Raw genomic sequence first — 19,040 nt, forward strand, 5'->3', positions numbered from 1 at the left:
TGGAATGATTATTGGCTTGTTGCGCCGAATTCTTCGTCCAGAATTTCGAATAGTTCATCATCGGATCGGAATTGCAGGTCGCCATGGGCATCTGAAATCTCTTCAGGAACACCTGCGAGGAATGCCTGCAGGTTTGCGCTTAATAGGCGCACGCGATCTTCGATCTGACTTCTTTTCTGCTCATCCATTCCGACTGCGGCGAGTATGGACTCAATCTTCTCGATTCCCTCGTCAATGCCATAAGCCGATTCACCGGTGGTTGTATTGATGAAATTGGTATGCAGGTACTGGGCGAGTGCGATGGGGTTGGGGTGGTCGAAGATGAGGGTGGTGGGCAATTTGAGGCCGGTGGCTTGGGTGAGGCGGTTGCGTAGTTCGACGGCGCCCAGGGAGTCCAGTCCGATTTCGTTGAAGGCTTGGGTGGGGTCGATGGCATCCGGACCGGGGTAGTTGAGGGCGGCGGCGACTTGAGAGCGGACTTCGCTTAGCAGCAGCGCATCCCACTCGGTTTGAGGCTTTTCGTTGAGACGTTGGGCCAGTGTGGCGGCGGCGCGGGCGCGTTTGGCGGGTGTGCGAACCAGCCCACCCAATAGTGGGGGAAGCATCCCGGCGTGGGCTTGGGCGCGCAGTGCGTCGGTGTCTAGAGGTGCAGGCACCAGGACAGGTTCAGCGCGATTGCAGGCCAGGTCGAATAGTCGCAGGCCTTCGTCGGTGGCTATCGCCGTCAGGCCCATGCGTCGCATGCGGGCGTGATCGATCTCGTCAAGTTGGCCAGTCAGGCCGCTGCTTTGATCCCACAGCCCCCAGGCCAGCGAGACGGCCGCCAGCCCGTGGTGGTGTCGGTGTTGTGCTAAGGCGTCCAGGAAAGCGTTGGCGGCGGCGTAGTTGGCTTGCCCGGGGCTACCGAGCACCCCCGCGGCCGAGGAGAACAGCACAAACGCCGACAGGTCCATGTCTTGGGTGAGCTCATGCAGCAACAGCGCGGCGTCAAGCTTGGGCCGCAGCACCTGTTCGACCTGCTCACGGCCCAAAGCGTCAATCACCCCGTCGGCGAGCACCCCGGCGGCATGGATCACCGCACCCAGCGGATGCTCGGCCGGGATCGTTTGCAGCAACGCGGACAGCTCGTCGGAGTCAGCGGTGTCACAAGCCGCGAACTCGACCCGGCAACCATGCCCGGCCAGTTCAACGCGCAGCTCCTCGGCGCCGTCAGCAGCCGTACCGCGGCGGCTGACCAGCAACAGATGCTCGCAGTGGTGGTGGGTAGCCAGATGGCGCGCCAGCGCCATGCCTAACGCGCCGGTGCCCCCGCTGATCAATACCGTCGCCTGCGGATCAAACACCGGCACCGCATCGGGTTCGGGCGAGTGTGCCGGCGCCTGCACCAACCGCGGGGCCAGCACCACCCCGCCACGGATGGCCAGCCGCGGTTCGTTGCGCAACGACAATGCCGCCATCAAAGCCCGGCGGGCAGCCGGGCTGTCATCAAGGTCAATGTGGGTGAACCGGCCGGGATGCTCCCCGACCGCACTGCGCAGCAAGCCATCGATGGGCGCGGCGGCCAACTCGGGTGTTTCGTCGCCCGCTACGGCCAGCGCGGCATGGGTGACAAACACCAGCCGGGTGCCGAGCAGCTCCGGTTGACCCAGCCAGGCCTGCACCAGCCCCAGGGTGTGATACAAGCCCGCCCGCGCGGCCTTACCTAGCGCACCGGGTTGATTGTCCGTGGTGACCGCCGCGGCGGTGAGCACAATCTCAGGGACATCACCACCTGCGCGGATCGAGTCGACCAACGCGGCCACACTCGGGTAGTGCCCTACACCGTCTGCGACGATCCCGTCGAGGTCTAACGGTGCACCGCCTTCAAGCAGTGCCAGCTGTGCGGGCGGCGCCTCGTCGGCGGGGATGGGTGTCCAATCCACGACGTGCAAGGGTTCCTGCCGGGTCGCGCCGCGGGCCAGTTGAGTGGTATCGATCGGACGCACCACGAGTGAGTCGACACCAAGCATCGGCGCCCCGCTTTGGTCGACCGCGCGCAGCTGCAGCCCGGTATCGGTGGGGTGTAGGGCTACTCGCAGCACCGAGGGCCCGCGCCCGGGCAGCCATACCCCATTCCAGGCGAACGGCAACGATACGTGGCCCGGTCGATGCTGCTCACTGTGCAGCTCGGGGGCCGCGTGCAGGGCGGCGTCGAACAAGGCCGGGTGCAATCCGAAGTTAGCGGCTTCATCGATTTGGTCGCCATCCAAGGCGATTTCGGCAAACCACTCATCACCGCGGCGCCAGATCGCCTGCACGCCCTGGAAGGCCGGACCGTAGTGAAACCCGGCTTCGGCCAAACGGTCATACAGCGAGTCGGCCGGCAGCGCCACCGCACCCTCGGGCGGCCACGCCATCGACAACTGCGCGAACCCCGCGCCATCGCCGCGATCGCCGGGGGCAAGCACACCGGTGGCGTGCCGAACCCACTGACCCTGTTCAGCGGAATGATCGGCGACATTTTCAGGGCGGGAGTAGATGCTAAGTTGGCGCCGGCGTTGCTCGTCGGACCCGCCCAGCAGAAGCTGCAGCTGCATCGCTGTGTGTTCGGGGATCGGCAGGGGCGCTTCCAGCACCAGTTCCTCGAGGTAATCCAGCCCGGCGTGACTGCCAGCTGCCAACGCCATCTCCACAAAAGCGGTGCCGGGCAACAACACCGATTCGAAGACCGCGTGATCGGCCAACCACGCATGGGTCTGCACCGAGAGCCGTCCGCTAAACAACCAGCCCCGCTCATCACCGAGGCCCACACCGGCCCCCAGGAAAGGATGACCCACGTCCACAAGCCCCACCGCCGACAACCCTCCGACACCGGCGATCCGCACGACTGGCCAATACCGCCGCCGCTGAAAGGCATACGTCGGCAACCCCACCCGCCGCGGCCGATGGGCAGCAAATACCGCCGCCCAGTCCACCGCCACCCCATGCACGTAGGCCTCGGCCAGTGAGGTGATAAACCGCTGCCAGTCGCCTTCGTCGCGGCGCAGCGAGCCCAGCACCGCCACCGACGCGCGATCCTCGCAGTGGGCTTCGGCGGTTTCGCCGATCGCCGCCGTCAGCACCGGATGGGGACCCATCTCAATGAAGGTGCATGCACCCTCTTCCAGCAGGGCGGCGGTGGTGTGCTCGAACTGCACGGGCTGGCGCAGATTGCGATACCAATAGCCGCCATCAAGGGTGTCGGTGTCGATCTGGGTGCCGGTAACCGTGGAATAAAACGGGATATCACCGCCCCGGGGGTTAATCGACGACAGTTCGCCGATCAGCCGGTCTTGGACGGCTTCGACGTGGCTGGAATGCGAGGCGTAGTCCACCGGGATCAGCCGCGCGAAAACGCCTTCGCCCGCACAATCGGTGACGAACTCTTGTAGTGCGGCTGGGTCTCCGGCGATCACCGTAGAGGTCGGACTGTTGTGAGCGGCCACCGAAATCCGTCCATCCCAGCGGGTGAGCCGATCAACGACCTGGACGACCGGTAACGCAACCGAGGCCATCCCGCCGGTGCCGGCCAGCTCGGCAATGGCCTGGCTGCGCACGGCCACCACGCGGGCGGCATCAGCCAAGCTCAACCCACCAGCCACGTAGGCGGCGGCGATCTCACCCTGGGAATGGCCAATCACCATGTCGGGCCGCACCCCGCAGGAGCGCCACAACGCCGCCATCGAGACCATCACGGCAAACAACGCCGGTTGGACCACATCGACACGGGTCAGCGCGGATTCGGCCACCTCGCCGCGCAACACCGTATCCAGCGACCAATCCACATGCGGGGCCAGCGCATCAGCGCAGGCCTTCATCTGTGCGGCAAACACCGGTGCGGAATCCAACAACTCCACGGCCATGGCTTGCCACTGTCCACCCTGGCCGGGGAACACGAAGGTCGTCTTACCCCCAAGCACCCGACCAGCCACCACCCCGGCGCCCGGCTGCCCGCCGGCCAACGCCGCCAAACCCGCCACCAAGTCGTTGCGATCGGCACCAATCACCGCGCCGCGGTACTCCAACCCACTACGACAAGTGGCCAACGAAAACCCCACATCAGTCACAGCCAGGCCGGGGTGATCGACCAGATAAGCACCCAACCGGCCAGCCTGGGCAGCCAATGCCTGAGCCGACTTACCCGACACCACCCACGGCACCACCGGCCACGCCATCGCGGCACCCGAATCACCACCGTGAGCCGGCACCGACTCAGCAGGCGCTTCCTCCAAGATCACATGCGCATTAGTCCCTGAGATCCCGAACGAAGACACCCCCGCCCGCCGCGGCCGCCCATCCTGCACCGACCAGTCCCGCTGCTCGGTCAACAACTCCACCGCACCCGAAGCCCAATCCACATGCGGACTAGGCGCATCCACATGCAACGACCGAGGCATCACCCGATGGCGCATGGCCTGCACCATCTTGATCACCCCGGCCACCCCGGCGGCGGCCTGAGTGTGCCCCATATTCGACTTGACCGAACCCAACCACAACGGGCGATCGGCAGACCGACCCTGCCCATAAGTGGCCAACAGCGCTTGGGCCTCAATCGGATCACCCAACGTGGTGCCCGTCCCATGAGCCTCGACCACATCCACCTCAGCGGCATGCACCCCAGCATTAGCCAACGCCGCCCGAATCACCCGCTGCTGAGAAGGCCCATTAGGCGCAGTCAGCCCGTTAGAAGCCCCGTCCTGATTCACCGCCGAACCACGCACCACCGCCAACACCGAATGACCCAACCGGCGAGCATCCGAGAGCCGCTCCACCACGACCACACCAACACCCTCACCCCACCCGGTGCCATCAGCAGCCGCAGCAAACGACTTACACCGACCATCAACAGCCAACCCCCGCTGCCGAGAAAACTCCACAAACGTCGCCGGGGTCGCCATCACCGTCACCCCACCAGCCAACGCCAAATCACACTCGCCCGAACGCAACGACTGCACTGCCAAATGCAACGCCACCAACGACGACGAACACGCCGTATCCACCGACACCGCCGGCCCCTGCAAACCCAACACATACGCCACCCGACCCGAGACCACACTGCCAGCGCTGCCGCTACCCAAATACCCTTCGACCTCGGATGCCCCACTGCCGCCGAACAATCGCGCGGCATAGTCGTGATACATCACTCCGGTAAACACGCCAGTACCTGAACCCGCTAACCCCAACGGATCAATCCCAGCGTGCTCCAACGCCTCCCACGACACCTCCAACAACAATCGCTGCTGAGGATCCATCGCCAACGCCTCACGCGGACTGATCCCGAAGAACTCCGCATCAAAATCAGCGGCCTCATACAAAAACCCACCCGAACGGGTATAAGACTTCCCCACCGCATCCGGATCAGGATCAAACAACCCCTCCACATCCCAACCCCGATCGGTCGGGAAACCCGACACCACATCCCGACCGCCAAGCACCGCGTCCCACAACACATCCCCAGAAATCAACCCACCCGGGTAACGACACCCCATCCCCACAATCGCCACCGGCTCGAATGACGCAGTAAGAAGCTTATTCAACCGATCGTTCTCGATGAGCGTGCGTCGAAGCGCTTCTGCAACTTTGTCGACCTGCGTGTTCATTGCTTCCTCTGGCCCTTAACCTTGTTGGGCTGCGAACTTAGTTAGAGCCACGTTGACGAGATCGTCGAGGCTCATATCTGCAAGGTCGGAGGCCCTTTCGCGCTCGCCAAGCTCGTCAGGGTTATCCATTTTTAGCTTTTGCAATAGGTCCACGATCTTGGCTTGTGCAAGCCGTTTAGCTGGAATCGACATCACAAGATCTTGCACCTGTCTGACATAGTCATCATTCCCGCCGCTGATGGGCTCCGATCCACTTAGCTGATACCCCAAATAGCTGGCGACGTCGCGGGGGGTGGGGTAGTCGAACACCAGGGTGGGCGTCAAGGACAGTCCGGTCGCTGCTTTCAACCGATTCCGTAGGTCTACTGCGGTCAATGAATCGAACCCGAGGCCTTGGAACGCTTGGTCGGGACTGATTTCACCAGACTTGGTGTGTCCCAGGACGATAGCGATCTGTGTGCATACCAACTCGGTCAACATCTCGCGCTGTTGCTCAGGGGTTAGGCCATGCAGATGTTGGGCCAGCGCTGACCGGGACGCTGTGCTGCCGGCCTCGACCGCGCGTCGCCGCGGACTACCGATCAACTCATTGAACAACGGCGGCAACCCAGCATTAAAGCTCGGGTTATGCAGCGCATGACGGTCAAACCGCGCCGCAACCACCGCGGGATGGTCGGCAACCAGTGCGGCATCAAACATCTCGATTGCCTGTTCAGCGGTCAGGGCCACCATCCCGGTGCGATTCATCCGGGCCACGTCACGACTACTGAGATGCCCGGTCATCGTGCTGGACTGTTCCCACAATCCCCACGCCAACGACGTCGCCGTCAACCCATCAGCACGACGCTGGAAAGCCAAAGCGTCCAAGAACGCATTCGCCGCTGCGTAATTGCCCTGCCCTGGAGCACCCACCGTACCCGCGATCGACGAGAACAACACAAACGCCGAAACACCCAAATCACGGGTCAACTCATGCAGATTCCAGGCCGCATCCACCTTGGCCCGCAACACCGTATCCACCCGCTGCGGAGTCAAGGAAGTGATCACCGCATCGTCAAGCACCCCTGCAGCGTGAATCACCCCCGTCAACGGATACTGCTGCGGTAGTCGAGTTAACAACGCGGTCACCGCATCACGATCAGCCACATCACAGGCAACCACCTCAACCTGCACACCGCGGGCAGACAACTCAGCCGCCAGCTCCGCGCTACCACCAGCGCGACCACCACTGCGACTGGCCAAAACCACATGCCGGACCCCGTAGTGATCGACCACGTGACGAGCCAACCAACCACCGGCCATACCCGTCCCACCGGTAATCAACACCGTGCCCGACGGATCCAACACCGACGACGGGTCCACACCACCACCATCGGCCACATCCAACACGGGGGCTACTGCCGATAACCGGGCCGCATATACCGCATGAGAACGCACCACCAATTGCGGTTCCCCGCTCTGAGTCAACGCAACCAGGTCCAACCCGTCTATGCCTGAACCCTCAGAACCAGTGACGATTTGACCGTCAACGATCGAAGCAGCGGCATCCAGATCAATGAGGACTACCCGGCCGGGATCCTCATTTTGCGCTGAACGCACCATTCCCCAGACCGCTGCCCCAGCCAGATCGGTGACTCGTTCACCAACCAACCCAACCGCACCCCGGGTCAGCACCACCAACACCCCGGCTCGATCAACAGTCAACCAAGACTGCAACACAGCCAACAGCTGATGCGTCACCTCGTGCACCGCGGCCACTACATCGCTGTGAGTAGCAGGCACCTCCCACACCACCACATCAGCCTGAACCCCGACAGCGGGATCAGTCTCGGATTCGGGATCGGTGCTGGATTGATCGCGCCAAGCCGCTATGTGCCCAGCCCGCCCGTCAGGCACGGTGATAGGTGCCCAAGTAAGCTCCATCAAACCCGAATCATTCTGAATACCAGCAGCACTGAGCGCGGCTTGAAGTTGTTCAGAACTTGCCGGACGGGTGAGCAGCGACCCGGTAAACACCAGCGTCCCGCTGGTATCGCTGAGCTGGACATCAACAACATTGCCCTGAGTACGACCCAAATGCACCCGCAACCGGGTAGCTCCCACACCATGCAAACTGACCTGCTGCCACATGAACGGCAACTGCACGCCCTCATCACGGCTAGCTACACCGTCAGCGTCGGTGGTCAGCACCCAGGCATGCAATGCGGCGTCCAACAAAGCCGGATGAATGCCCATCCCCGCTATATCAAGGTCTTCGGACACAGCAATCTCGGCGAACACGTCCTCGCCGCGTTTCCATACCGCAGTCAAACCCTGAAACGCCGAACCGTATTGATAACCCAGAGCCGCCAGCCGGTCATACCCACCAGCGATATCCACCACCTCAGCACCCACCGGCGGCCATGTCGGCAAATCAGAAAACAGCAGCGATGGTTCAGCAGTCCCGACGGTCAGGACGCCTTTGGCATGCAGCACCCATTCCGAATCCGATTGACCGTTACGGGAATACACCGCCACTGTCCGGTTGCCTGATCCACCAGCGCCGCTTACCATCACCTGCACGGGCACGCCGCGGTCGGTGATTGCCAACGGCGCCATCAAGGTCAGTTCCTGGAGCACTGGGCAGTTGACTTCATCACCGGCACGAATGGCCAATTCCACGAACCCAGTTCCGGGGAACAACATCGCCCCAGCAATGCGGTGATCGGCCAACCACGGTTGAGCGCGAGGGGCCAGCAGGCCGGTGAGGATCACTCCCCCGGAATCGGGTTGTGTGATCACCGCACCCAACAACGCATGCTCGACAGCGGCCAACCCGACGTTGCCGACATCGCCTGCTCTTGAGGTGCTGTCAAGCCAGAACCGACGCCGCTGGAATGCGTAGGTGGGCAGTGTGACTCGCTGAGCGGTGGTGTGGTCGAACACGGCGGCCCAATCCACTGCGGCGCCAGCGGTGAACAAGACAGCTGCGGCATGGATAACCAAGCTGCCTTCTGCGCGTTGCTTGCCTAAGACCGGGACTACTACAACATCTTCGGGCGAGGCAAGGGTCTGATCGATAGACGTGCTCAGCCCTCCGCTGGGCCCGGCCTCAATGAACCGCGTCGCCCCCATCGACTCCAACAAGCGCACACTGTCGGCGAAACGCACCGGCTGACGCACATGATCCACCCAGTACTGCGGTGAACCATATTCTGGTCCACCCAATGCCGCGGTAATGTTGGACACCACCGGGATCGTGGGTTCACCCACCGTGATATCCGAAATGGCTGAAGCGAACTCATCGAGGATCGGTTCCATTAACGATGAATGGAACGCATGAGAAACCGCCAACTGACGCACCCGCCGGTCACGCTCACGGAAGTCCTCGACGATCGGTGCTACTGCGTCCTGAGCGCCGGAAACCACCACTGATCCCGGGGCGTTGATTGCAGCGATACCCACACCATCGACCAGCAGTGGTGTCACCTCGTCTTCAGTGGCCGCCACCGCGAACATCACCCCACCAGCGGGTAATGACTGCATCGTCCGGCCCCGCGCAGCCACCACCATCGCGGCATCAGATAGCGAAAGCACTTGCGCGGCATAGGCAGCGGCAATTTCGCCCACAGAGTGACCGAGCACGAAGTCGGGGCGGATCCCCCAGTGCCTCAATAGCTGCAATATAGCCACTTCCACGGCGAACAACGCCGGCTGGGCGAACTCTGTGCTGTTAAGCAGGGCCTGGTTCTCACCCCACAACACCGACTGCAAGGACACCCGCAGATGCTGATCTAGTTCGCCAACCACAGCATCGAAAGCCTCAGCGAACGCCGGGAACTGAGCATGCAACTGCTGGCCCATCCCCAGCCACTGCGCACCCTGCCCCGGGAACACCAGCGCGGTCTTACCGGCGGCGCCGGCATGTCTGGTCAGCACCACCCCACCGGGGCGCCCCTCAGCCAGATCCGCCAACCCCGCCAAAAGCTCGTCCCGACCGGCACCAACAATTACCGCCCGATGCTCGAACACCGACCGCTGCGATAAAGACAACCCGACATCAAGCACACCAAGGTCACCATCAGCGCCCAGGTATTCAGCTAACCGCCCAGCCTGGGCAGCCAATGCCTGAGCCGACTTACCCGACACCACCCACGGCACCACCGGCCACGCCACCGCGGCACCCGAATCACCACCGTGAGCCGGCACCGACTCAGCAGGCGCTTCCTCCAAGATCACATGCGCATTAGTCCCTGAGATCCCGAACGAAGACACCCCCGCCCGCCGCGGCCGCCCATCCTGCACCGACCAGTCCCGCTGCTCGGTCAACAACTCCACCGCACCCGAAGCCCAATCCACACGCGGAGAAGGCGTATCCACATGCAACGACCGAGGCATCACCCGATGGCGCATGGCCTGCACCATCTTGATCACCCCGGCCACCCCGGCGGCGGCCTGAGTGTGCCCCATATTCGACTTGACCGAACCCAACCACAGCGGCCGATCCTGCGGGTGCCTACTGCCGTAGGTGGCCAAAAGAGCGTTGGCCTCAATCGGATCACCCTTCGGGGTGCCGGTGCCATGAGCCTCCACCACGTCCACATCGGCCACCCCCAACCCGGCGGCGGCCAACGCCGAACGGATAACGCGCTCCTGAGCGCGCCCGTTGGGCGCGGTCAGCTTTTTAGACGCCCCGTCTTGATTGATCGCGCTGCCACGAATCACCGCCAACACCGAATGCCCAAGCCGGCGGGCATCGGATAGCCGCTCCAACAACACCAAACCGGCACCCTCGGCAAAGCCTGTTCCGTCAGCGGCGGCGGCAAACGACTTGCACCGCCCATCCGCGGACAATCCCCGCTTCCGGGAAAACTCCACAAGAGTGGTGGGGGTGGCCATCACCATGACACCGCCCGCCAGGGCCATCGAACACTCACCACCACGCAGAGATTGACAAGCCTGATGGATGGCCACCAACGACGACGAACACGCCGTATCCACCGACACCGCCGGGCCTTCCAAGCCGAACACAAAGGCAACCCGCCCCGACACCACACTGGCTTCGGTACCAACGGCCAGGAAACCCTCGGCCTGATCCCCGCCAATTTCCTCGTAATGCGAGGTCATCACGCCGGCGAAGACGCCGGTTTGGCTGCCCCGCAACAATTGTGGATCAATTCCGGCTGATTCGAATGTCTCCCAGGCGATCTCCAACATCAGCCGCTGCTGGGGATCCATCCCCAGCGCTTCACGCGGCGAGATCCCGAAAAACCCGGCATCGAAATCCGCTACCCGGTCCAGAAACCCACCCGCGCGGGCATACACACACCCCATCCGATCCGGATCAGGATCATAAAGCCGCCCAAGGCCCCAGCCACGGTCCGAAGGAAACTCCGACACCACGTCGCGACCCTCAGACACCATCTCCCACAAACCATCCGGCGAATCCACCCCACCCGGGAACCGGCACGCCATCCCCACCACCGCCACCGGCTCAACCGCCGCGCGCGAAATATGCCCCACGCTTCCTGTTGTCACCCCGGCGCCGGGCGGGCCCACAAGCTGTGTCATACGGTCGACGACGTAGCCGCGGCATCACCCGCGGTACAACTGACGCCGGGCTCTGCCACACCAACACCAAAACGGCCCGGCCCTTTGACACCTAGGGCGAACACCACTGCATGCTCGCTACCCGAAGTGCTCAACCCGACCGCATTCCGCACCGGATCAGCCGCCCGCCCCACTGCCGTAATCAACAGCGCCGCACCAGCATGCGCAGCCCCCGGCCGAGCTGTCGGCGCTGCCAGCACAATGCTCGCCGCCGCCGAGCCTTCCGGAACTACTCGCATAGCCACGACAGACACTCCTCCCGACGCATGTACCCGACCATTGAAAGCAAGCGCTCGGGAACCAGCGGACTAAACCGAGTGCGCAACGCACCGGAACGTAAACACAAATTCCACGGAGTATATCCCGTAGCAATTGTTGGCGGAGGTTACGATGGCGTAGGGGAAAGCTACGATGCCGTAGGTTTCTGGCGCCATCGATTCGCCGGGCCGGCTGCCTCCCGCGACCTGCGACGCTGACCAACGGCCATGGCGACGCAGTTGCTGCGCTGCACGCGGCGATCACCACGGGATCCGAGCGAAGACAGAACAGCGAATCGTTCGAACTCCTCCAATGAGGTCTCAGCGGTGCTACGTCGCGGCAGTCCAACCTCGCTTGGTAGGTTCACGCACGAAGTTGCGACCTGCGCCAGCCGAGGACAACAATGCTCGCTAAACACGCTGCGCGCCAAGTACTATCGATAGCCTATGCCCGCACGGTGCCAGGTCCTCGCGTGTACCGATGCCGGCGAAGCTACCGTTTCTCCCGCCCGCGGTCCGGTCTAGACTGCGACAGACAGTGGCAACTCAATTGGACGGCTTCCAACTGCCTTGCAAGCGAGCGGCCTTCAGTTCAATCCTGACAGGGCGCGCTAGCTCGCCGAGACGGCACAGAGATCGAGATCTCTGACTGAAATCTCGATCTTCGCAGCGGATTGAGCACGAAAACCAAAGTGACATATACACATCAGCCGAAAATTTCAGAAGACCGTAAGAAGGCGAGCGCAGGCATAGCCCGCATCGACCGCAGGACGACTAGGGTCTGAGCGCCTTCACGATAATGTGGGACCACAATTACCCGTTCATTCACCGAGAATAGCTGGAAAGCAACCGATTCCGGGTGAAGAGCGGAACGGTGCTACTAATATCACTTTCCCACAACGCAATTCGCAGTATGAACGGCTCGCTGCCACACGTTGTGGATGCCGGCCCATTCGCCGCCAACGCCGACACGGCCGAATGAGCCGAGACGCCACGGGGAGGCAATCTCCAGCCACCCGCTGCGGAACAGGCCGCTGCATTCTTGCGAATCATTGGTCGATGACTGCATGAAAGGGCAGCGAAGTCGTACACGCCAGCGGCCCCCGGGTACGGCCGGCGCGGGCAACCGGCCTAGCTCAGCATCGGTGCCGCGGTCATGGGATCAGGCTGGGCAGCCCGGTCGAGAAGGCCCCCAAGCTGGAGCCATGCACCGCGTCAACCAAGTCCTGGGTCACCGCGAACGGGAATTGGACCGTCGCCGCGCCAACCTGGTCGACACCGTCGCGAATCGCGTTCACGACCGTTGCCGGATCGCCGGTGAACAGCGACTCCCAAATGTCGTAGGCCGCATATTGCGGCGCCGTGATCAGGTTGCGCACGTCGACGAAGAGCGCGGTCGGCAAATTCGCCGGCCCGACGGGTATCCCGTCCCAACTGACCAGCGTCCAGCCGCCCGTGGGATTGCCCTGCACCACGGCGGTGCCCGTGTTGGGCAGCGGGTGGGTGAGCAGCAGCAACGGGTTGGGGTTGTCGACGTTCATCATCGTCCCGACCCCGATCGTGAATGCGCTTGAGTACGCCACCGATGTGATGTTGCCGTCCGCGGCCACGACCGGATTCGCCAAGGCACCGTCGTAAATCGTTTGAACCGCGCCGGTAAAGGCCCGGTTGAAGACGATTCCGTTGACGTCGGTGGAGCCCGGGGCCAGCATCGGCACGATGGGAAGACCGAGCGTCCACGCGACCGGTCCGACCAGGTAGAGCAGGCCCGCCGGGCTGATCTGCGGTAGATCCTCGAAAATGCCGGCATTGATCTCGTTGAGCCCCGGCAGTACCTGCGCGGTCAGCCCCGTCAGGGCTTCCAAATGCGCGGCGGTCTGCTGCGTCCTGATCAACTGCGATTCGAAGATCCCGGCGAAGGGGCCCTGCGGCGCGAGCGCGTTGGCGATGGCCTGCGCCTGTTGCTGGCCCAGCGCGGTGAGTCCAGGGCCGGGCACCGCCGTGTCGATCAAGCCTGCAACGTTGCCCGGCGTCTGCCCGTGTCGCACGAAGTCGATGACGATCGACTGCCCATTGCCGCCGGTACCGATCGAGGCCGTGGCGCCGGTACCAATGAACCATCCGCCACGACCGACGGCCCCATCGACCCCGCCAATGCCGCCGGGCCCACCCAGGCCGCCGTTGCCGAACAACAACGCCTGGCCGCCGGTGCCGCCGTTACCGCCGACATCGCCCGCGCCGCCCATCCCGCCGTTGCCCATCAACCAGCCGCCGGTGCCACCCATGCCGCCCGCCCCGCCGGCAAAACCAGCGCCACCGATGCCACCATTGCCGATCAACCCGGCACTCCCGCCGGTGCCGCCCACCGCTGAGGAACCGCCGGTTGGCGTATAGCCGGCGCCGCCGTCACCGAGCAGGAATCCGCCGGCGCCGCCGGTGGGGGCGACGGCCGTTCCGGTGACACCGTTGCCGATCAGATCGCGCCCGAACAGCACGTTTGTCGGCGCATTGATAATCGGGTTGAGCACCTCGCCGAACGGGCTCTCAAGCCATGCCTGACCGGCCGTGTGTATCGGGCCATAAACCGACGTTTGGAACCCGTGGGCAACCGACGCATTCACCGCGCCCAGCGACCCCTGTAGGGATGTGACGAAGGTCGCCTCGGTACCCGCATACGATGCCGCCGCCGAGCTCAATCCGCGCACAAACTGCTCGTGATAGGTCGTCACCTGCGCCGCCGCCGCCTGATACTGCTGGGCATGGGCGCCGAACAGCGCCGCAACGGCCCCCGACACCTCATCGGCGGCCGCCGCTGCCACCTCGGTCGTCGGAATGGCTGCGGCCACGTTGCTGGCATGCACTGCCGAACCGATCCGCGCTACATCCGCCGCGGCCGCCTCCAACATGTCGCGCGCCACGAGCACAAATGACATCGCCTACCCCCCGGGTGTTGTCGCGTACTAGCCATGATGGAACGCACCGCCAGAAACCGATGCCGGTATCGACAAATCCGCCCCAGAAAGGCATTGTGCGCCAACCGCGTCCACCGCAGCCTCTATGCAGCACACCATCACACCCGGCACAATTTTGGGATCGGTAGCTACCCCCGCGGTCAGTACTGGATTGCATGGGCTACGCCAACGGGGCGGCACCTGGTGGAAGGGAAGCAACCATGAACCGCGTTTCACGGTTCGCAACGACTGTGGTGGCTTCGGCCGGTTTGGGTCTAGCCGCTTTGGGGCTGGGCTCGGGTATCGCCCACGCCGACGATCCCCGGCACTGGTGCCCAGGGGACGACCCGCGCGGTGAACCCGGCGGCGCCTTTGTCACCAGTCCGCCAAATTGGGACTGGCATGTCTGCCACACCTACTACATCGTCCCGGCCGGGCAGGGCAACGTTTCTGCGGGCATCTGGGCGGATGCTCCGCCGCCGCCTCCGCCGGTGGTGTGCTGGTCCCTGTTTATCCCGAGGCCGTGTTGACCGGTGGCGGCCGCGGGGCGGCCAGCCTCCATAGCGCAGGATGAGCATGCGATCGGGGCTCCAGCTGCTGCCGGTGACCGACCGCGTCTGGTGTTTCCGGCAGCGCAGCTACGTCTGCTGTTCGTATGCGGTCCTGGACGCCGCCGGCGTCGTGCTGGTCGATGCCGGCATGACGTCGGACGCGGCACCGGTGCTCAACGGGCTCGCGCTGCTGGATCGCGCGCCGGCGGACGTGCACACCATCCTGCTGACGCACTGGCACAACGACCATGCCGCGGGAGCGGCGCGGCTGAAGACGCTCTCGGGCGCATCGGTGCACTACCACGAACGCGAACGGCCCTACTTTACGAGACGGACCGCGCGCGGCGGCTTGCTCGGCTGGCTGTCCGGCCAAGTGCCAGAGCGCGGCCCGCTGGTGCTGTTCCGCGGGCTGCTGAGCGCCGCCACGTCGACGGCCATAGCGGCGGACGTGCTGGTGCGCGACGGCGACCTAGTGCTGGGGCAATTCCGGGTCGTGGCGACGCCGGGGCACACGCCGGGCCATGTGGCCTATTTCCACGAGCCCACTGGCGTGCTGTTCGCCGGGGACGCCCTCGCGGTCGTCGGCGGCAAGCTGCGCTTCATGGCGCGACCCGTCACCCTCGATCTCGAAACAGCGCGCGCTTCCATGGCCGCTCTCGTTGAGCTCCCCGTCCGGTATGTCTGCCCCGGCCACCGCAGGCCACTCACCGAGGGCGTCGACGAGCAGCTGCGGTCGCTTGAGAAGCGCATGCTCAAGACGGCGTGGCCGCTGCTGGGTTAGCTCGACCCGCGCACCGTTTCCGCGGGCGAAGTGTCGTCGGACCTAAAACGTGGGTCCACCGCCGCCATCCTCAGAACCGCCTTGGCCAAGGGGTAGTCGCCATCCGTGCGTTCTTCGATATACCGCCGGATCCGTTCGTTGGCGAACAACGCGACCCCAGCCTGCTCCATGTACTGGCGCATCTCCTCCACGTCGAGCAGGATCAGCTCGTCCTCTCCGCGCCAGCCGAACGCGATCTGCAACACCCGGGCGGAGAGACCAAAGTGCTCTCCGAGCGCGATCAGCTCGGCATAGTTGGGGAAGTCGTCAGCTTCCTTGCGCCGTGAGTACGTCGCCTTCGCCAGCCCGAGCGCAGCCGCGATTTCCCCGTCTGGAACATCCCGGTTCAGCAGCCACTCAACCACGCGACCAAGATCCTTACCGGCCCGAGTTAGTCTCGGCATTCCGCAAATTTAGTCGTTGGCCCAGAAGCAGTCAAACAAGACTCACTGTTAGATCTACAGCCACCATTCCGCAACTGGTGATCCTACTTAGGATACAGATTTCATTTTTGGAACCGATGCGTTAGAGTACGTCCCACTGCCCCCGAATCGGCACGCAAGACCGCCAACGAACCCTCGGCTAACTCGGAGACGCCATGACGCACCACCTGCCGACCGACAACCACCCGCAGCCGTCGCGACGGCGCGCCACCCCCGGGCTGCGGATTGCCGTCGCGATCGGCACCGCGATGGGAGCCACCGTTTTTGCAGCCGGAACCGCCCAGGCCGACCCCACCGAGACCAGCGCGTCCTACCAGCTCGGCTACACCAGGGCCGTCAAGGACGGCCAGCTCACGGCCAGCCGAGCGCGCGCGGAGGGGCTTTCGCCGGAATTCATCGTCGTCTCCACCCGGATCCCCGCGCTGTGCGCCAAGGAGTCGGCATCCGTGCAGTCGTTTCCGGGCTTCAACGGCCCCGACTTCATGCGGGGCTGCGCCGACGGCATGAAAACCCTGGTGGAGTCCGGCGTCGTGCGCTGACACGCCGACCCTTTCGGGCACGGCGCGGAAACTACTCTGCCGCTAGCTGGGCCGATGGGCATGCCGGCCTGAACTCGGCCGCAATCCCCGAGGCGATTGTGCCGCCCAACCGTCAAAAGAGCGCCTACGATGCCGAGGTGGCCACCCAAGAAGATCTCGACGACGCTCTACAAAGTCTCAGCACCCGCATCGCGGCCCTAGAGTCATCACAGGGTGAGTTGAGCACGATGGCCGAGGCGATAAGGGCCTTCGGCGACACCCAACGCATGCTTGCCGACGTGCTGCGGCACTACGGCACCGCAATGAGAGACACGGCCGAGGACACCAACCAACGCATCCGCGCACTCGAAGCATCCACCGCCGAGCTCAAGACGCTTCTTGCGCAGAAGCTCGGTAGCTGACCCCGTCATCCGGCATCGACATGCCGCGCTAGAAAATCCAGCACAGCCGCGGCAAAAATGTCGTTGCGATCGCCGGCGACCATATGGCCGGCGCCGCCTACGTCGGTGAACTCAACCTGCGGAAACCGCAACAGAAACTGATCCGCGCTCTCCTGGCGGACCAGATCACTCATGCGCCCGCGAACGAGAAGCATCGGCACGCCGTCACGCAGGATCGCCGCGACGGCCGCGTGCATCCGGTCGGCATCGGTGACCTCGATGGGGGGAAACGCCGCGGTACCACTGATGAACTGCGGATCCCAGTGCCAATACCAGCGATCACCGCGGCGGCGCAGGTTGGTGACCAAGCCATCCAGATCAGCGGGCCGGGGCCGATGCGGGTTGTACTCGGCGATCATGTCAGCGACCTCGTCCAGCGAGCCGAACCCCGATTCCACCCGTTCGGCCATGAACGCGTGGATCCTGGTCGCCCCGGATGGGTCCATGTTCGGCACGATGTCCACCAGAACCACCGCGCTGGCAACGCCCGGCGCCAGCTCCCCCGCCAGAAGCATCGTGGTGAACCCACCCAGGGAGGCGCCCACCAACGCCGGCCGCGCAGGCAGGTTGCCCAGCACTTCTAGGACATCGCCGGCGAAGCTGGCCACCCGATAGTCGCCATCGCTCGACCAGTCGGATTCGCCATGACCGCGCAAGTCGATCGTGACCGCTTGCCAGCCACGCTCAGCGACGGCGGCAGCGGCCCGGCCCCATGAGCGTCGGGTCTGCCCACCGCCGTGCAAGAACACCACGGCGCGCGCTCGAGGATCTCCCAACCGGTCCGCGACGATACGGACGCCGCCCGGCCCGTGGACCGAGAAGGATTCAGGTGCCATGGATATCAGGCGCCATCGAGGTCCATCAGGAAATCCTAAAACCAACTGACGGCGGACCGGCGCCAGCTCGGGGGTGGCCGCCGCGATAGCCGCGCACTCCGAGTCGAACGTGGGCCGGTCGACGCTCGTCCAAACGCATGCAGAAGCTAGCGTTGCATCGCGACAGATATCGATATATCGTTTTGCATCGCCGAGCTGTTCACCCGCGCTCCGCGGTCAAGACGAGAGGTGCAATCAAAATGGATCTCGACCGGATCCCCCATCCGCTGAGGTTGGCCAGAGGCTCCCATCAGCCAGGATCAGGCAAGGGGTGTGCAATGAACGCCATCTCCTACATCAACGGCGACGCGCAGATCACCGACTTCCCCCGGTGCTCCGCCCGCCCGCTGGCCGCGTTGGTCCAATCGTGCAACGACCTGCTGGCCGGCCCCAGTGGGTACCTCTCGCCCGAGGACAGCGTGCTCGTCCTCGAACTCGGCTGGCAGACCGTGGGAACTGCAGACGTTTCGAACGCCGTGATCCACGCCTGGGTGGGCGAGTTGCTGACCAGCCCGACTTGGGGGCTTGTTCGATTCGCCACACTCACGACGATCAAAGCGATCCTCGACATCGCCGAGTTGCACCGCAACGCCGCATCGAGCGACATGGCGCCCTGGGCGGCTTGGGGTGCCGCTGGCCAGGCCGCACACGCCGCCGCACGCACAATCAACCCGGCTTTGAACCCCTCCGGACTGCATGCCATCCAAACCGCATACCAGTCAACCGCCCTCGCGGATACCCATTACCGGGCAGCGCTTGACGCCGTGACCGCTAGCGCCCTGCGCGCCTACGCAATGGCAGCCAACGGTACCGCGGCCACTCGCGTCGTGGAACTGAGCCGCCACGCGATCCACTCATGGCGTCGCCTGGCCGGAGCTGACCGATCCAGCGACATCGGCCCGGCACTGGTCGACGACGGCCCACAACGCATACCCGTGCCGGCGTGAGGCGCACCCG

11 protein-coding genes are annotated in these 19,040 nt (G+C 64.1%); 5 read left to right on the forward strand and 6 right to left on the reverse strand.

The features are described 5' to 3' along the window. Window positions 1–8: 8 nt before the first annotated feature. From AADZ55_RS20675 to AADZ55_RS20690, 4 genes are all read right to left on the reverse strand, one after another. The gene (locus tag AADZ55_RS20675) at window positions 9–5,618 is read right to left on the reverse strand and encodes a type I polyketide synthase (protein ID WP_085327473.1); all 5,610 of its coding nucleotides are present in this window, start codon (window positions 5,616–5,618) and stop codon (window positions 9–11) included. A gap of 15 nt (window positions 5,619–5,633) precedes the next feature. Then, window positions 5,634–11,156: a type I polyketide synthase gene (locus AADZ55_RS20680; RefSeq protein WP_423202408.1), complete on the reverse strand. Its 5,523-nt coding sequence runs from the start codon at window positions 11,154–11,156 to the stop codon at window positions 5,634–5,636. An 8-nt stretch (window positions 11,157–11,164) separates the two neighbouring features. After that, complete coding sequence (locus AADZ55_RS20685) at window positions 11,165–11,452, reverse strand: hypothetical protein (RefSeq protein ID WP_085327472.1); 288 nt, start codon at window positions 11,450–11,452, stop codon at window positions 11,165–11,167. Between the two features lie 1,166 nt (window positions 11,453–12,618). After that, on the reverse strand, window positions 12,619–14,397 hold the full coding sequence (locus AADZ55_RS20690; protein ID WP_085327471.1) for a PE domain-containing protein: 1,779 nt from the start codon (window positions 14,395–14,397) through the stop codon (window positions 12,619–12,621). A 239-nt stretch (window positions 14,398–14,636) separates the two neighbouring features. Between AADZ55_RS20690 and AADZ55_RS20695 the strand changes: the two genes are divergently transcribed. Together AADZ55_RS20695 and AADZ55_RS20700 are read left to right on the forward strand one after the other, a co-directional pair. After that, entirely contained in the window at window positions 14,637–14,945 is a 309-nt protein-coding gene (locus AADZ55_RS20695; RefSeq protein ID WP_085327476.1) for a hypothetical protein, read from the forward strand. Between the two features lie 46 nt (window positions 14,946–14,991). After that, a complete protein-coding gene (locus tag AADZ55_RS20700) occupies window positions 14,992–15,747 on the forward strand; it encodes an MBL fold metallo-hydrolase (RefSeq protein ID WP_165759470.1) in 756 nt (251 codons plus the stop codon). On the opposite strand, the gene AADZ55_RS20705 is transcribed toward AADZ55_RS20700, so the two are convergent. Further along, window positions 15,744–16,151, reverse strand: coding sequence for a hypothetical protein (locus AADZ55_RS20705; RefSeq protein WP_242670371.1), 408 nt, complete (start codon window positions 16,149–16,151; stop codon window positions 15,744–15,746). The genes AADZ55_RS20700 and AADZ55_RS20705 overlap by 4 nt on opposite strands. A gap of 233 nt (window positions 16,152–16,384) precedes the next feature. Between AADZ55_RS20705 and AADZ55_RS20710 the strand changes: the two genes are divergently transcribed. Both AADZ55_RS20710 and AADZ55_RS20715 read left to right on the forward strand, forming a co-directional pair. Continuing rightward, window positions 16,385–16,768 carry a hypothetical protein gene (locus tag AADZ55_RS20710; protein WP_085327469.1) on the forward strand — a complete coding sequence of 128 codons (384 nt, stop codon included), beginning with the start codon at window positions 16,385–16,387 and terminating at the stop codon, window positions 16,766–16,768. A 137-nt stretch (window positions 16,769–16,905) separates the two neighbouring features. Beyond that, entirely contained in the window at window positions 16,906–17,169 is a 264-nt protein-coding gene (locus AADZ55_RS20715) for a hypothetical protein (RefSeq protein WP_085327475.1), read from the forward strand. Window positions 17,170–17,174: 5 nt separating this feature from the next. On the opposite strand, the gene AADZ55_RS20720 is transcribed toward AADZ55_RS20715, so the two are convergent. Continuing rightward, complete coding sequence (locus AADZ55_RS20720; protein ID WP_207569179.1) at window positions 17,175–18,044, reverse strand: alpha/beta fold hydrolase; 870 nt, start codon at window positions 18,042–18,044, stop codon at window positions 17,175–17,177. A 317-nt stretch (window positions 18,045–18,361) separates the two neighbouring features. Between AADZ55_RS20720 and AADZ55_RS20725 the strand changes: the two genes are divergently transcribed. Further along, window positions 18,362–19,030, forward strand: coding sequence for a hypothetical protein (locus AADZ55_RS20725; RefSeq protein WP_207569178.1), 669 nt, complete (start codon window positions 18,362–18,364; stop codon window positions 19,028–19,030). Window positions 19,031–19,040: the final 10 nt, after the last annotated feature.

Origin of the sequence: Mycobacterium decipiens (assembly GCF_963853665.1) — a bacterium.
In the GTDB taxonomy this organism is placed as follows: domain Bacteria; phylum Actinomycetota; class Actinomycetes; order Mycobacteriales; family Mycobacteriaceae; genus Mycobacterium; species Mycobacterium decipiens.

Bases quoted from the DNA above. Each gene is read 5' to 3' on its own strand.
- AADZ55_RS20675 (WP_085327473.1), bottom strand. From the start codon at position 5,618: ATGAACACGCAGGTCGACAAAGTTGCAGAAGCGCTTCGACGCACGCTC.
- AADZ55_RS20690 (WP_085327471.1), bottom strand. From the start codon at position 14,397: ATGTCATTTGTGCTCGTGGCGCGCGACATGTTGGAGGCGGCCGCGGCG.
- AADZ55_RS20695 (WP_085327476.1), top strand. From the start codon at position 14,637: ATGAACCGCGTTTCACGGTTCGCAACGACTGTGGTGGCTTCGGCCGGT.
- AADZ55_RS20700 (WP_165759470.1), top strand. From the start codon at position 14,992: ATGCGATCGGGGCTCCAGCTGCTGCCGGTGACCGACCGCGTCTGGTGT.
- AADZ55_RS20710 (WP_085327469.1), top strand. From the start codon at position 16,385: ATGACGCACCACCTGCCGACCGACAACCACCCGCAGCCGTCGCGACGG.
- AADZ55_RS20720 (WP_207569179.1), bottom strand. From the start codon at position 18,044: ATGGCACCTGAATCCTTCTCGGTCCACGGGCCGGGCGGCGTCCGTATC.
- AADZ55_RS20725 (WP_207569178.1), top strand. From the start codon at position 18,362: ATGAACGCCATCTCCTACATCAACGGCGACGCGCAGATCACCGACTTC.